The following is a 13,177-nucleotide window of genomic DNA, read 5'->3' as shown; positions in this document are numbered from 1 at the left end:
AATAAAAATACGAATATTTATCATGCCGGCCATACTTTTTTAAAACCCGGAGCGATTAATTTTTAAGCATGAGGAACGCTTTTTAACTTTTATTTCACAGTCACGATTAACCTGCTATTTTTGTCGGCGCGTGTATTGGCTATTAGCTGACGGCTGGTAACCGGTGGCACCGCAACAGCTCAGCTACAGGTTTTACGCACAGGAATAAAGACAACAAAGCCAATAGTCAATAGCTATCGGCCAAATAGATAAGATCATATGAAACTCAGTCAAAAGGAAGCCGTTTTTGCCAGTGAAGTGGTTACGAGATTCGAATTATACAACAGCCTTTTCCTCACGCTGCCCTTTTACCAGGTAAAACATACCGGGATGCTGCTGCCATTTTTCACGTCGCATTGCGAGGAAGGAGTGAAGCAGCAGCTTTCGCCGGAAGACATCATCGCCAGTTTCTTCGGGCAGTACGAGCAATATGTGCAGGCCTCGGACCGGTTCGACCTGTTGTTCCGCTTTATCCGTTACATTGAGCGGCAGGTGGTATTGTTCGATGCCATCGAAGATTCGGCTTTTACCCGCACTGGGCGCTCTGAAGAAACCGGGAACCTCGAAGTGCTGCTCCGGCAGGTGGCAGAAAACCCGGCGCTGAAAAAGGAGCTGATCGAAAAGTTTAAGGATTTTTCACTCCGGTTGGTGCTCACCGCTCATCCTACGCAGTTTTACCCGGGTACGGTGTTGTCGATCATTACTGACCTGACCGAGGCCCTCAAGACCAACGATATCAACATGGTGAACCAGCTGCTCCAGCAGTTGGGAAAAACGCCGTTCTTTAATAAAAATAAGCCTACGCCGGTTGACGAAGCGATCAGTCTGGCCTGGTTCCTCGAGAATGTATTTTATACGGTGGCTTCTACCATCCAGTCGCAGATCGAGAACGAGTTTGATGTGCCGCTTTTTGATACGCACCAGTTGATCGAGCTTGGCTTCTGGCCGGGCGGCGACCGTGATGGCAACCCGAACGTAAACTCGGGGAGCACCAGGGCGGTAGCCGAGTTGCTGCGTAAGATCCTGTTCCGGTGTTATTACCGTGATTTCAGGGTATTGAAGCGCCGCATCACCTTTAGGGGTGTAGAGGGTTTTATGAATAACCTCCAGGACCTGTTCTACGAAAACAGCTTTAACAATGTAGCCGACCCGAGCGACCGCCAGGCGGAGATCATCGAGAACCTGCAGCAAACCAAAGACGTGCTGATCAAAGATCACGATGGTCTGTTCGTGGCAAAGGTCGACGACCTGATCCGTAAAGTAAAACTGTTTGGCTGTTATTTCGCTTCGCTTGATATCAGGCAGGATAGCCGTATCCTGCGTACTACACACCAATCCTGCCGCAGCGAAGGGCTACTCCCGGCGGGTTACGACGGGCTTTCGGAAGAGGAGAAACTGGAAGTGCTGCAGTTTACCGAGGAAGATCATCCCTGCGCCGCCGATGCAGACGACCTGGCGAAAGATACCCTCGAGACCATTCGCCTGATGAAAAAGATGCAGCATGCGGGCGGCGAAAAAGCTTCTCACAGGTTCATTATCAGCAATTGCCAGCAGGCGTCGGATATTCTCCAGCTTATCAACCTGTTTTTATGGAGTGGCTGGAAGAAAGAGTCGCTAACCGTTGATTTCGTGCCCTTGTTTGAAACGGTACAAGATCTTCACGCGTCGGCGGATGTAATGGAAAGATTATATACGCACCCGTTCTACCAGGAACATCTTGCCAAACGTGGCAATCGCCAGGTTATTATGCTTGGATTCTCGGACAGCACGAAAGATGGAGGTTACCTAATGGCTAACTGGTCTATTTACCAGGCAAAGATCCGCCTTACCGCCATCGCCCGCAAGTATGGCGTTCAACTGGCCTTTTTTGACGGCCGCGGGGGGCCGCCGGCACGTGGCGGCGGCAAAACCCAGCGTTTTTATGCTACCATGGGTAAAGAGATCGCCAACGAGCACATCGAGCTGACCATACAGGGGCAGACCATCAGCAGCCAGTACGGTTCTTTCGATACGGCGTACTATAACATGGAGCAGCTGATAAACGCAGGGATCATCTCTTCGCGGCAGGCCGATGATAAGGATACCCTGAACAGCGGGCAAAAAGGGCTGATCGACCAGATGGCCGAAGAAAGTTACAAAGCCTTCGTAGGTTTAAGGGAGGATCCCCTGTTTCTCAAATATCTTGAAAACCACAGTCCCCTGAAGTTGCTTTCGCAGATCAATATCAGCAGTCGCCCGGTTAAGCGTAACTCCGGCTCAGAGCTAAAACTCGAAGATCTTCGCGCCATCAGCTTCGTAACGGCCTGGAGCCAGCTTAAACAGAATATTCCGGGTTTCTACGGGGTAGGAACGGCGCTGAAAAAAGCCAAAGACGACGGCCTGTGGCACGAAGTAAAGGACCTCTACGAACAGTCGGGCCAGTTTAAAACCATTGTGGATAACTGCATGATGTCTATGTCGAAATCCGATTTCCGGGTCACGTCCTACCTGAAGCAGGACGCGCAGTTCGGTCATTTCTGGGAAAGGCTGAGTGCGGAGTTCGATCTTACCCACCAGATGATCCTCGACCTTACCGGCAACTGCATGCTGATGGAGCAGTACCCGATCGAGCGTAAATCCATCGGTATCCGCGAAAAGATCGTGCTGCCGCTGGTGATCATCCAGCATTATGCGCTGCAGAAGCTGAACGAGATAACCGACGAAGAGCAGGCGTCTATCTACCATAAACTGGTGATCAGGACGGTTTATGGTATTGTGAACGCGGGAAGGAACCTGGCGTAGGATTGGGACTGGTTTTATGGCTAGTCCCTAATTTTTATGCCTGACCCAATTGAATCCCGGAAAGGTCGGAGCACAAAAAAAGCGCCTGTTACGGCGCTTTATAAAGATCATCAATAGTTAAGGATTAACCTACTACCTTAACATTAACTGCGTTAAGACCTTTTTTGCCTCTTTCTGACTCGTATTCTACTTTATCATTTTCACGGATCTTGTCGATCAGGCCTGAGGAATGAACAAAAATATCCTCACCACCGTTTGACGGGATGATGAAACCGAATCCTTTTGTTTCATTGAAAAATTTTACTGTACCTTCTTGCATTGTATTAAATATTAATTTGTGGCGCAAGATAGCTATATAAATCGGATTATCATCCCGCCGGGAAATTATTCTTAAAACCGTAATATTGCCGTATGCAACCCATTTCAACAGGAATTTTATCTTATGGCATGTCTGGAAGGATCTTTCATGCCCCATTTGTAGCCGCTCACCCGGGATTCAAATTTCACTCCGTAACAGAGCGTTCCGTAAAAAAAGTAAACGAACGCTACCCGGGCGTGATCAGTTATGACGATGTGGCTTCCCTGCTGGCCGACGACGCCCTGGAGCTCGTGATCGTTAACACGCCGAACGACACGCACTATCCGCTGGCCAAACAGGCTTTGCTGGCAGGCAAACATGTATTGGTAGAAAAGCCGTTCGCCGCCACGGCTGTTGAGGGCAAAGAACTGTTTAGCCTCGCCCGTGAAATGGACAGGCACGTGATGGTGTACCAGAACAGGCGCTGGGACAGCGATTTTCAATCGGTAAAGAGCGTGATCGAAAGCGGAGAGCTGGGGAAGCTGATCGAGGTGAACTTCCGGTTCGACCGCTACCGCCGCGAGATCAGTGTAAAAAAGTTTAAAGAGGAGCTCGTACCGGCAACCGGTCTTACTTACGACCTTGGCCCGCACCTGCTCGACCAGGTGATCAGCTTGTTTGGCAAACCGCTGCAAAGCAGGAAGGTAACCGGTACCTTCAGGGAGGGCTCGAAGGTAGACGATTACATGTCGTTCCAGCTTACCTTTGAGGGGAACGTGAATGTGTTCGTCACCTCCAGCCTGTTAACAGCTAAGCCGTTGCCTTCTTTCGTAATCCATGGCGCTAACGGTTCATTTATCAAAGACCGGGTGGATGTGCAGGAAGCGCAGCTTGATGCGGGTACATTGCCTACCGATGCATCGTACGGTGTGGAGCATGCCGGTAGCGAAGGTGCGCTTACCGTAGTTGCCCCCGACGGTACGAAAACTACCTCCGCCATTACGGCACCCAAAGGCAACTATATGGGTTTATTTGACGCGGTACATGTACAGATCCGCAACGGGGTGCCTTACCCGGTTAAAGAAGAACAGGTTATCTGGCAGCTGGAACTCCTTCAGATGTCATAATTACCCGTTTCATGGTTCCGTCTTTATTGTAATAGAGGTAATCGATACAAACCGAGCGGTGAAAGCTGCCGTAGTCGGGCACCAATGCTCCGTTATGGTAAATGAAGTAGGTTTTGCCTTTGAAGTCGATGATGGCCTGGTGGTTGGTGTTGGAGTTCCCGGCGAGCTCGTTCAGGATCCCTTTGTATTCCCACGGGCCTTCGATGTTGCGGCTCATGGCATAGGCCGTTTTCTCCGGGAAATGAATGGCATATGAAAGATAGTACCAGCCATTTCGTTCGTGTACCCAGGGCGCCTCGGTGAAATTAGGCAGGTTGACGGTTTTGATCGGGCCATCGAGCTCGATCATATTCTTTTTTAATTTGGCATAGTAACAAGCGGTATTCCCCCAGAAAAGCCAGGGCTGCCCGGTACGGTCGATGATCACGGTGGGGTCTATATCGTCCCAGCTGATCCTGGTTTGTGCCGTGGTCATGTTGTTGGTGATCAGCGCCGCACCGATCGCGTCTTTAAAAGGACCTGTCGGGCTATCGGAAACAGCTACGCCGATCGCCTTACCGGGGACGGTGGCATGGGTGATGGCTACATACCAGTAGAATTTCCCGTTATAGGGGATTACCTGTGCGGCCCACGCATCGTCTTTGGCCCATTTAAAATCTTTAACCGATAACGGGGAAGGATGTTCGGTCCAGTTTACCATATCCGGGGACGAAAAACAAAGCCATTCGTGCATTTCATAACCGTTCCGCTTCGCGGGAGCTACGTCGTGCCCGGTATACAGGTATACTTTTCCATCGTACACCATAGCTGCCGGGTCGGCCGTGAATTTATGGGTGAAGATCGGGTTTCCGTTCGCTTTGATGAGCGTATCCACAACGGGATTGCCGCCTGCGAGCGCTGACAGCGACCAAAGAAACGGTACGCCCGGAAGGAGTGATTTAACAGCTTGTTTTAGAACAGTTAATGGCTGGTAAAAAATTGCTGATCCCTTGGTTGAAGTTTGAATTGTCATTACGACATTTATTAAGTGTGTCGTAAAGATAGGAAAAAGGTTAAAGTTGAAAGATTAAAGCGGGTTGGGTGATTAAACTTTTTCTTTTTGCAGGAGCGCGGGGATCGTACCGATAATTATTTTCATGTCGAGCCAGAAGGAATGGTTGATTGCATAAAAGTTATCGAGTTTTTTACGTTCACGTTCCGACATTTCTTTTTGCCCGCGTTTACTGATCTGCCATAGGCCGGTGAGGCCGGCAGGCCCGAGGAAACGCATAGACCATTCGTTAGAGGTAAGCATCTCCGCTTCGTACAGCGGAAGGGGCCTGTTACCCACCAATGACATATCGCCTTTAAATACATTTACCAGCTGCGGCAGCTCGTCGATGCTGGTACGCCTGATAAAATTACCCACCTTGGTGATCCGGGGATCGTTCTTGATCTTTACGAAGGCCGATTTTCCGTCGGCGCTTTCTACGTCGTCGTACTGGTTAAGCGAAGCCATGCTGGCAAGCATCTTGTCGGCGTCCGAGCGCATGGAGCGGAACTTATAGAAATCGAAGATCTTGTAACCGGTACCTACGCGCTTGCTTTTGTAGATGATCTTTCCTTTCGACTCGAGGCGGATCACGATGGCTACGATCAGGAAGATAGGCGACAACACCAGTAAGGCGCAGCCTGATGCCAGGATGTCGAAATACCGTTTAAACGTCGGAGTCTTATACGTTACGTCGACCTCTTCCGATAATTTCGCCAAACGGGGCTTGATCAACCTGAATTTAACCAGGAAGTTCAGTCTTTCACAGAGATCTTCGGTAGGGAAAGGGTAAGTATAGTAATCGTGTACTTTTAAGGCAAAGGCTTTTTGTTTCCACTCGTTGCGCTTCTCGCCCGAAACGAGTACGATGATAAGGCCTTGAAGCAGCGGGTTTTTCCGGATCTTCCCGATAGCTTTAAAGCATTCTTCGGCAGGATCGGTTTCGATGAGGATGATGTCGGGCAAGCTTAACAGCGACTGTTCACTCAGGTAAGTATTCAAATCGGCCGTCGGCATGGCTGTCTGGATCCGGAACTGGGCACCAAGATCGGCAGCAAGGAGGTTCTTTAATGACGAACCGGCATATACTACGCTCGCTTTCATCCCGATATCGGAATTGGACATATTGATAACTTCAGTATTCATAGTTGCTTGCGCGCCTTGATTGGTTAATCTTTTGTTATGGTGGATAGATTGTTTCCGGTGATTCTGCCCTAAAAATAAATAAAATTTAAATCTTTTAAAATGTCTGGCGATATTTTAAAAGAATGTAAATAATTCTAGTCATCTATTGCTAAAAATAAAGGACACTGTCACCGATGCCCATCTTGCGCGCTCCCGCGTCATAATAAAGCGGGAAGGCTCTGTATGAATCTATTACGGTGTTTATTCCCTGCAATATGCAAAAATTAATGCTATCTACTAACATAATGGTATGGATGTTGCACTTAGTCGGTATCAGCAGCAATAAAAAATCAAGGTGATGAAAACCGTTAGAGCTGCTGCTGAGAAACAAAGAGGGCTCCGCGGAGCTTCATCACTACCTAAAAATGCAAGAAATGAATAAAATGATCAAAAGAATAGCTTCTGCAGCAGCTGTAGTCGCTTTAGTTTACACAACAGGTTATGCACAGTCGGCGGGTGATTCCAAAAGTACCCGCCTGGGATTTGGCTTCAATGCAGGCATACCTACCACTGACGGTTATAACGTTTCCCTCGGCGGTGACGCCCGTTTACAGCAGGACTTTACCTCCAATGTAAGCGGTATGCTGACAGTAGGTTATACCAATTTTTCGCGTGACGGTGAAAATGCCGGCAGCGTTGGTTATATTCCTGTTAAAGCGGGAATAAAGATCTTCCCGGTAGAAAGGTTCTATTTCTCGGGTGAAGTTGGCCCGGCTTTCGGTACCGATGATGGCCAGAAAACGGCGATCGTATGGGCTCCGGGTATCGGCCTTGGTTTTAACAATGGCGTAGACCTCGGACTTCGTTATGAAGGGTTTTCTGCTAACGGAAGCACGCTCGGACATGTTGCGCTGCGCGTAGCTTATGGTTTTGCCCTGAACTAACACGTCGAATTTGATACGAAGCCCTGTCTCACCTGTGTGAGACGGGGCTTTTTTTGTTAATTTTTATAGCTTTACAAAAAAGTTTATGAAAAGATCACCCCTATTCGTCATACTGGCGGCCGGAATTTATTTGTCGGCATGTCAGTCGCCTACTACGAAAACGACCGAAAAAACAGACACTATTATCACCGCACAACACGTCGTGATCGGCGATGCGGTAACCAACCGCCTGTATGCAAACTACATCCTTTTAAAAGATGCCCTGGTTAAAGCAGATACTGCTACGGCGGCCAGCGCAGGTGCTTCCGTAGCCGCCGACCTTCAACAGATAGCTGGTTGTGAAGAAGCGGCGAAAGTGGCTTCGGGCATAGCTACCGCCGCTACGATAGAGGCGCAGCGGAAGGGTTTTGTAATACTGAACGGGGAGGTGATCCCGGTGATCAAACACGCCGGTCTTACCAGGGGGAACATTTTTGTGCAGTACTGCCCGATGGCAAACGACAGCAAAGGCGCGTACTGGCTGGCTTCCGAGAAAGAGATCAGGAATCCCTATTACGGCGACGAAATGCTGACCTGCGGTGAAGTGAAAGAGGTGGTAAAATGAGCATGCGTTTACCGGTAACCATCGCCCTGTGTTTGCTGTTTATTTCCTCGCGGGGACAGAACCCGGCTAAAACCTTTCCCGAAGCGGAAGATAACTGGAAACAAGGCAAATATATTGAGGCGCTCACCGGGTTCAAACAGGTACTTAACGGTCGTGATGGCGAGGCCTGGCTGGATAGGATCGCGTTGACCACCGGCGAGCTTTACCAGGTAAACGAACTGTCGGCAGATGGCAAGCTTGCCCGGTTTTCCCCGGATGGGAGCTATGCTATATTTGAAAAAATTGAGAACGGCAGGGATATTTCGGTTTATTATTCCATTGCCGGGAGAAAAACGGGAATTATAGAAGGCAAGAACCTGCTTATTGGTAACGGGCAACTGGTGTTTCTCCGCACCATCCCGACAGATAGTTTAACCGCTGCCGCAAAAAGGCGGGATGAACAATTGAAAACCATCGGGAACGATCCTACCCGTCGTGCACAGGTTAACAACGCCTACAATAAACTTGCGGCAGCGCAAACCTTTTTATTCAGCTACGACCTTAAGAAAAAGAAAACTGTCCAGCTGTTGCCGAAAGGCTACCTGGTGAGCGAGCTGGTGGCCGGCCCCGGGCTCAATAACCTGTATTTGCTGGCATTAAAGGAAGGCAATGCTTATCCAGCTGTTTATAAGCTGGCGCTGGAGGATCGAAAAGTGACCGAGCTGGTTACCGGTAAAAACTTTCCCGGAGGTTTGCAGGTATCGCCAGCGGGTGATAAACTGCTGTTTGAATACCTGCCGCGGTTCGCCTATGCAGCCAGCGACGTGAAGCCTGAAAGGGCGGAAGGAACCGTATTAGTGGACCTCGCAGACCAAAGCATCAAACAGTTTCCCGGGAGGATCGCCGCCGTAAACGCTGCGTTTACCCGGTTCATGTATCTTGTTAAAGATGATGCGCAGAATATCCTGGCCGTCACCAACACCGATAATTTTAAACTTGAGGTGGTTTACACCACTGATAAGCTGATTGCCGATCCGGTGTTTTCGCCCGATGGGAGTAAGGCCGCCCTTGCGGTGAAGCTGCTGGATGATTACGAGATCTTTACGGTCGATCTCGCGACGAAGCAGGCCACCCGCATCACCTCCGAGATCCAGCACGACCGCCTGCCGGTATTTATCGGCAACGATCGGCTAATGGCCGCAAAAGGGGAGCCCCGGCACCGCAGGTCTTACCTGTATGACCTGAAAACAGGCGAATCGATCAAGCTTTTCCACAACAATACCGTGCGGACACTGGTACCGGAATATGACTGGGAACCCGATGTTTCCGGCCGGTACGTGCTGGTTACCGCCGAGCGGGATGGCAATACCATTTCCCCCGAACGGGGCGTATACCTGGCAGACCTTGGCCAAAAGGTGACTAAAACTGAAGTACTGGCCCGGATCGAGGCTGATATCAAGGCAGAAACAGACCTTCGTACAAGGGGAGAGGCCTCTTATGCAAAGATCGCGGAGCTGGTAAGATCGGTTACCAGCCAGGCTTCGGTACACCGTGTTTACGATTACGAGAACAGCCTCTTTAAATTCGGTTCCAAACATATTACCCAGCCGGGAAACAACAAGGCGGCAGAATACCTGTTCGACCAGTATAAATCGTTTGGGTATGAGCCGCAATACCAGTGGTTTACGCCCCGTGCTTCCACTGCCAAAACAGCCAACGTTTTTGCGGTGCTAAAAGGCACGGTAAATCCCGAGATCGTGTACGTGGTAAGCAGTCACTATGATTCTGTGGTGATCGGTCCGGGGGCGGACGATGACGCCTCGGGAACGGCTGCCCTCCTTGAGGCGGCCCGGATCCTGGCTGATCATCCCATGCCCTGCACCATTATTTTCGCTTCTTTTACCGCCGAAGAAGCCGGGCTGCAAGGCAGCCGCGAGTTTGTAAGACAAGCGCAGGCCAACCATATGCAGATCGCCGGGGCGCTGAATAACGACATGATCGGATGGGCCAATGATAGCCGGCTGGACAATACGATCCGCTATTCCAACCCGGGGATCCGCGACATCCAGCATGCAGCGGCATTCCTTTTTACCAACATGGTTACCTATGACGTGGTTTATTACAAAAGCACCGATGCGCAGTCATATTATGATGCTTACGGCGATATCGTGGGAGGAATAGGCTCTTACCCGGTATTGGGAAGCCCATACTATCATCAATGGAACGATTTCCTGGAAACCATTAATCACCAGTTGGTTATAGAAGTAGCGAAAACAACCGCTGCTACCCTGATGCTGCTGGCATCGAGCCCTTCGCGCTTAAAGGGCGTTGCTGCTCACAAGGAAGAGGACGGGTCATATAAGGTTAGCTGGCAGGCTTCACCGGAGAAAGATGTTACCGGCTACATCGTACGGTATACCGATGCGAAAGGTAAAAAAGAGCAGGTAGCCGTTAAAGGGCTCTCTGTTACCCTCAACGCTGCGGCCGCGAAAAGCCTGGTGGAAGTGAAAGCGGTGAATCAACGGGAAATGCAGGGCTGGGATTGGGCTCGGGTGGAACTTTAGAGGAGTTATTTTGATAGACGCAAGTTTCAGTCTTGTTGTTTACGTTATTTCTACGCTGACGCTTTTCATCTACTACCAGGCAGGAGAGAATAGACGCATAAGCTTCGATATTTTTCCTGCTTGCTTATCTCGTTATGGTGCAGCGGATGAACGCAAGGAGGTTACATGGTTTAATTCCCTGCATGGAAGTCACTTGTAACTAAGGTGATTTATCGTTCGGCCTCCTTAATCACCGCTGCCCTTTTCGCCTACAAACTGGTCTTCTTTTAATTTAAACAGCACGTTAAAGGTAGTGAGGCTGCCGTAGATGCGGGTAATATATTGCTGCAGGTTCACTTTCTCTTCGTTATCCAGGTTGCTGCTGTTAATGCGTTGTTCCATTACGCGCACGCGGTCGCGTACCATTACGATCTTATAAAAGAACTGATCGATGGAGATCTCCTTAGCAGTTAAGCCCGTATTGCCGGGCTGCAGGATCATTTTCCCGCCTTTCCATTTGTCGCCAAGAGACACCGTCTCGGAGATGCCAGACCAGCGCTGAAGTACCTTTTTCAAGGTTTTTTCCACTTCGTAGAGGCTTACCATATCGGTATCGGGTGCCATATCGTCAAGTACGGTAATTTCTTCTCCTACCGGGATTTCTTTGTAACCGCTATCGATAAATGTTACCTGGAATGCATCGGAGCGCACGTTGATCACTACGCCTTTGCCATATTTCGAATGCTGGATCCTGGAGCCGATGCCGATATTTTCGTTCATGTTATTTGCTTGAATAGGAGCGTCAAAAATAGTGAAAAATAGCTATCAGCTGTCAGCCATTAGCTGTCAGCTATCAGTCATAGGCCATCAGCTGCCTGCTACAAATCTCACATTTTTCAAACAAGCCCGGTAAAACAGGCGTTAAACTTTAACAAGTTACGTACATCACCTATTTAAAAGCTACGATTATGAAAAAGTTAAGTTTAGCGTTGCTGGTAATGGTTGCCGTCAGCGCATTTGATGCGGCGATGGCGCAAACAAGGCGCGATACCACCAGCAGGCGGGTGCCGACACGGTCGCCGCAGGACACCACCAGGCGGATTCCAGCACCTTCGCCGCTACCAACGCCTAACCCGAACCCTAAACCGACGCCGACCCCCAACCCGAGCCCGATACCTACGCCGGTTCCTAACCCGTTGCCGAATCCAACGCCTTCGCCTACACCAAATCCGCAGAACCCGGCCCCTGTACCATCGCCTGCTCCAAGCCCTACACCGACGCCGGTGCCTAACCCGGTGCCTAAGCCAAGGTAAGAGTTTCGCGCGAAGCGCTCAAAAAGTTTCGCAAAGGGCGCAAAGTTGATTCCTGCTTTGTGCCCTTTGCGTTTATTTCCTTGCTATGTATGCGATCCGTGCGGTTTTGGCCAGGCGGCAGCATTACGCCGGGTTGAATAATGAAATCCTTATCTTGGCCGCCAATGAACTACCAGGCAATTATTATCGGCGGCGGTGCATGTGGGTTGATGTGTGCGGTACAGGCAGGGTTTCTTGGTAAAAAAATATTGGTACTCGAAAAGAATGCCAGGCCGGGCGCAAAGATCCTGGTATCCGGCGGCGGCCGTTGTAATTATACCAATCTCTACGCTTCGCCGGTGAACTTTATCTCCGAAAATCCTCATTTCTGCAAATCCGCATTGTCGCAATGGACAGTGGCGGATACTATCGCTTTTTTTGAGTCATATGGTATCACGGGGCACGAAAAAACGCTGGGACAGCTCTTCCCGGTAAGTAACAAAGCGAAGGATATCGTCGACGTTTTTGTTTCCCTGTGTAACGACCTTGGACAAGGTCTGCAATGTAATGCGGAAGTTAAATCGGTCGCCCGGGAAAACGGATCATTCCGGGTAAGTTACCTGGTCAACGGTATGTTAACTGAAGTAACCGCGCCGGCAGTGGTGATGGCCAGCGGTGGTTTGCCCGTTTCAAAAATGGGCGCATCCGATTTCGCGCTGCGCATCGCCAGGCAATTTGGAATGCGGGTTACCGAAACCGCTCCTGCACTGGTTCCGCTTACCATCACGGGAAAAGATGCCGACTGGTTTGCAGAGTTGTCTGGAAATACCATTTTTAGCCGCACCTGGAACGATGAGATCGGCTTTGAAGAGAACATCCTCTTTACCCATTGGGGATTGAGCGGCCCGGCGATCCTGCAGCAATCGTCGTACTGGCGGCCGGGCGAAACGCTTCTTATAGACCTGTACCCGGGCGGCGAGGTCCTGGCGCTGATCTCGGCGGAAAAGGTGGTGAACGGTAAACGGTCATTGCTTACGCTGCTTTCGCAGTTGTTTACACGAAAGTTTGCGGAGGCATTAGGAAAGTTCCTGCCCGTCCATAAGAACCTGGCATCGCTCAGCAATGCCGACCTGGAGAAGGTCCAACAGATGATCCATCATTTTACCGTGAAACCTGCCGGAGACAAGGGATACGACAAAGCGGAGGTGATGCGTGGCGGCGTTGCCACCGGTGAGCTTTCATCGAAAACCCTCGAGGCAAAGCAAGTTCCCGGTTTGTTTTTTGGCGGGGAGTGTGTGGATGTAACCGGCTGGCTGGGTGGTTATAATTTCCAGTGGGCATGGGCGAGCGGTTTTGTGATCGCACAGCATCTGTGAAACTATTATTACCTTGGTCCGTTATAAATTAAGTCAAAC

The 13,177-nt window shown here is 50.0% G+C and carries 11 protein-coding genes; 7 read left to right on the top strand and 4 right to left on the bottom strand.

The window, feature by feature from the left end; translation table 11 throughout:
- Window positions 1-258 precede the first annotated feature (258 nt).
- Window positions 259-2,820 carry a phosphoenolpyruvate carboxylase gene (locus GS398_RS08865; protein ID WP_160906409.1) on the top strand — a complete coding sequence of 854 codons (2,562 nt, stop codon included), beginning with the start codon at window positions 259-261 and terminating at the stop codon, window positions 2,818-2,820.
- A gap of 124 nt (window positions 2,821-2,944) precedes the next feature.
- On the opposite strand, the gene GS398_RS08860 is transcribed toward GS398_RS08865, so the two are convergent.
- Entirely contained in the window at window positions 2,945-3,139 is a 195-nt protein-coding gene (locus tag GS398_RS08860; RefSeq protein ID WP_160907085.1) for a cold-shock protein, read from the bottom strand.
- Between the two features lie 92 nt (window positions 3,140-3,231).
- Between GS398_RS08860 and GS398_RS08855 the strand changes: the two genes are divergently transcribed.
- Complete coding sequence (locus GS398_RS08855) at window positions 3,232-4,245, top strand: Gfo/Idh/MocA family protein (protein ID WP_160906408.1); 1,014 nt, start codon at window positions 3,232-3,234, stop codon at window positions 4,243-4,245.
- Here GS398_RS08855 and GS398_RS08850 read toward each other — a convergent pair.
- Window positions 4,211-5,257, bottom strand: a complete 1,047-nt coding sequence (locus GS398_RS08850; protein ID WP_160906407.1) for a glycoside hydrolase family 43 protein — start codon at window positions 5,255-5,257, stop codon at window positions 4,211-4,213. The two genes, GS398_RS08855 and GS398_RS08850, sit on opposite strands and share 35 nt — an antisense overlap.
- A 72-nt stretch (window positions 5,258-5,329) precedes the next feature.
- A complete protein-coding gene (locus GS398_RS08845; RefSeq protein WP_237488144.1) occupies window positions 5,330-6,400 on the bottom strand; it encodes a sugar transferase in 1,071 nt (356 codons plus the stop codon).
- Window positions 6,401-6,834: 434 nt separating this feature from the next.
- Between GS398_RS08845 and GS398_RS08840 the strand changes: the two genes are divergently transcribed.
- From GS398_RS08840 to GS398_RS08830, 3 genes are all read left to right on the top strand, one after another.
- The gene (locus GS398_RS08840) at window positions 6,835-7,344 is read left to right on the top strand and encodes a hypothetical protein (protein WP_160906406.1); all 510 of its coding nucleotides are present in this window, start codon (window positions 6,835-6,837) and stop codon (window positions 7,342-7,344) included.
- Between the two features lie 85 nt (window positions 7,345-7,429).
- The gene (locus GS398_RS08835; RefSeq protein ID WP_160906405.1) at window positions 7,430-7,948 is read left to right on the top strand and encodes a DUF3347 domain-containing protein; all 519 of its coding nucleotides are present in this window, start codon (window positions 7,430-7,432) and stop codon (window positions 7,946-7,948) included.
- A gap of 2 nt (window positions 7,949-7,950) precedes the next feature.
- Window positions 7,951-10,491 (top strand): M20/M25/M40 family metallo-hydrolase, encoded by a 2,541-nt coding sequence (locus tag GS398_RS08830; protein WP_160906404.1) that lies wholly within the window; start codon window positions 7,951-7,953, stop codon window positions 10,489-10,491.
- Between the two features lie 225 nt (window positions 10,492-10,716).
- Here GS398_RS08830 and GS398_RS08825 read toward each other — a convergent pair whose 3' ends face one another.
- Window positions 10,717-11,250 carry a DUF8685 domain-containing protein gene (locus GS398_RS08825; protein WP_160906403.1) on the bottom strand — a complete coding sequence of 178 codons (534 nt, stop codon included), beginning with the start codon at window positions 11,248-11,250 and terminating at the stop codon, window positions 10,717-10,719.
- 188 nt (window positions 11,251-11,438) lie between these two features.
- Here GS398_RS08825 and GS398_RS08820 point away from each other — a divergent pair, with 188 nt between their 5' ends.
- Together GS398_RS08820 and GS398_RS08815 are read left to right on the top strand one after the other, a co-directional pair.
- Complete coding sequence (locus GS398_RS08820) at window positions 11,439-11,783, top strand: hypothetical protein (protein WP_160906402.1); 345 nt, start codon at window positions 11,439-11,441, stop codon at window positions 11,781-11,783.
- Window positions 11,784-11,947: 164 nt separating this feature from the next.
- Window positions 11,948-13,138, top strand: a complete 1,191-nt coding sequence (locus tag GS398_RS08815) for a BaiN/RdsA family NAD(P)/FAD-dependent oxidoreductase (protein ID WP_160906401.1) — start codon at window positions 11,948-11,950, stop codon at window positions 13,136-13,138.
- Window positions 13,139-13,177 lie beyond the last annotated feature (39 nt).

Source organism: Hufsiella ginkgonis, assembly GCF_009834915.1.
Classification (GTDB): domain Bacteria; phylum Bacteroidota; class Bacteroidia; order Sphingobacteriales; family Sphingobacteriaceae; genus Hufsiella; species Hufsiella ginkgonis.
The sequence above is the reverse complement of the archived record's forward strand: the minus strand, read 5'-3'. Positions and strand labels throughout refer to the sequence as shown.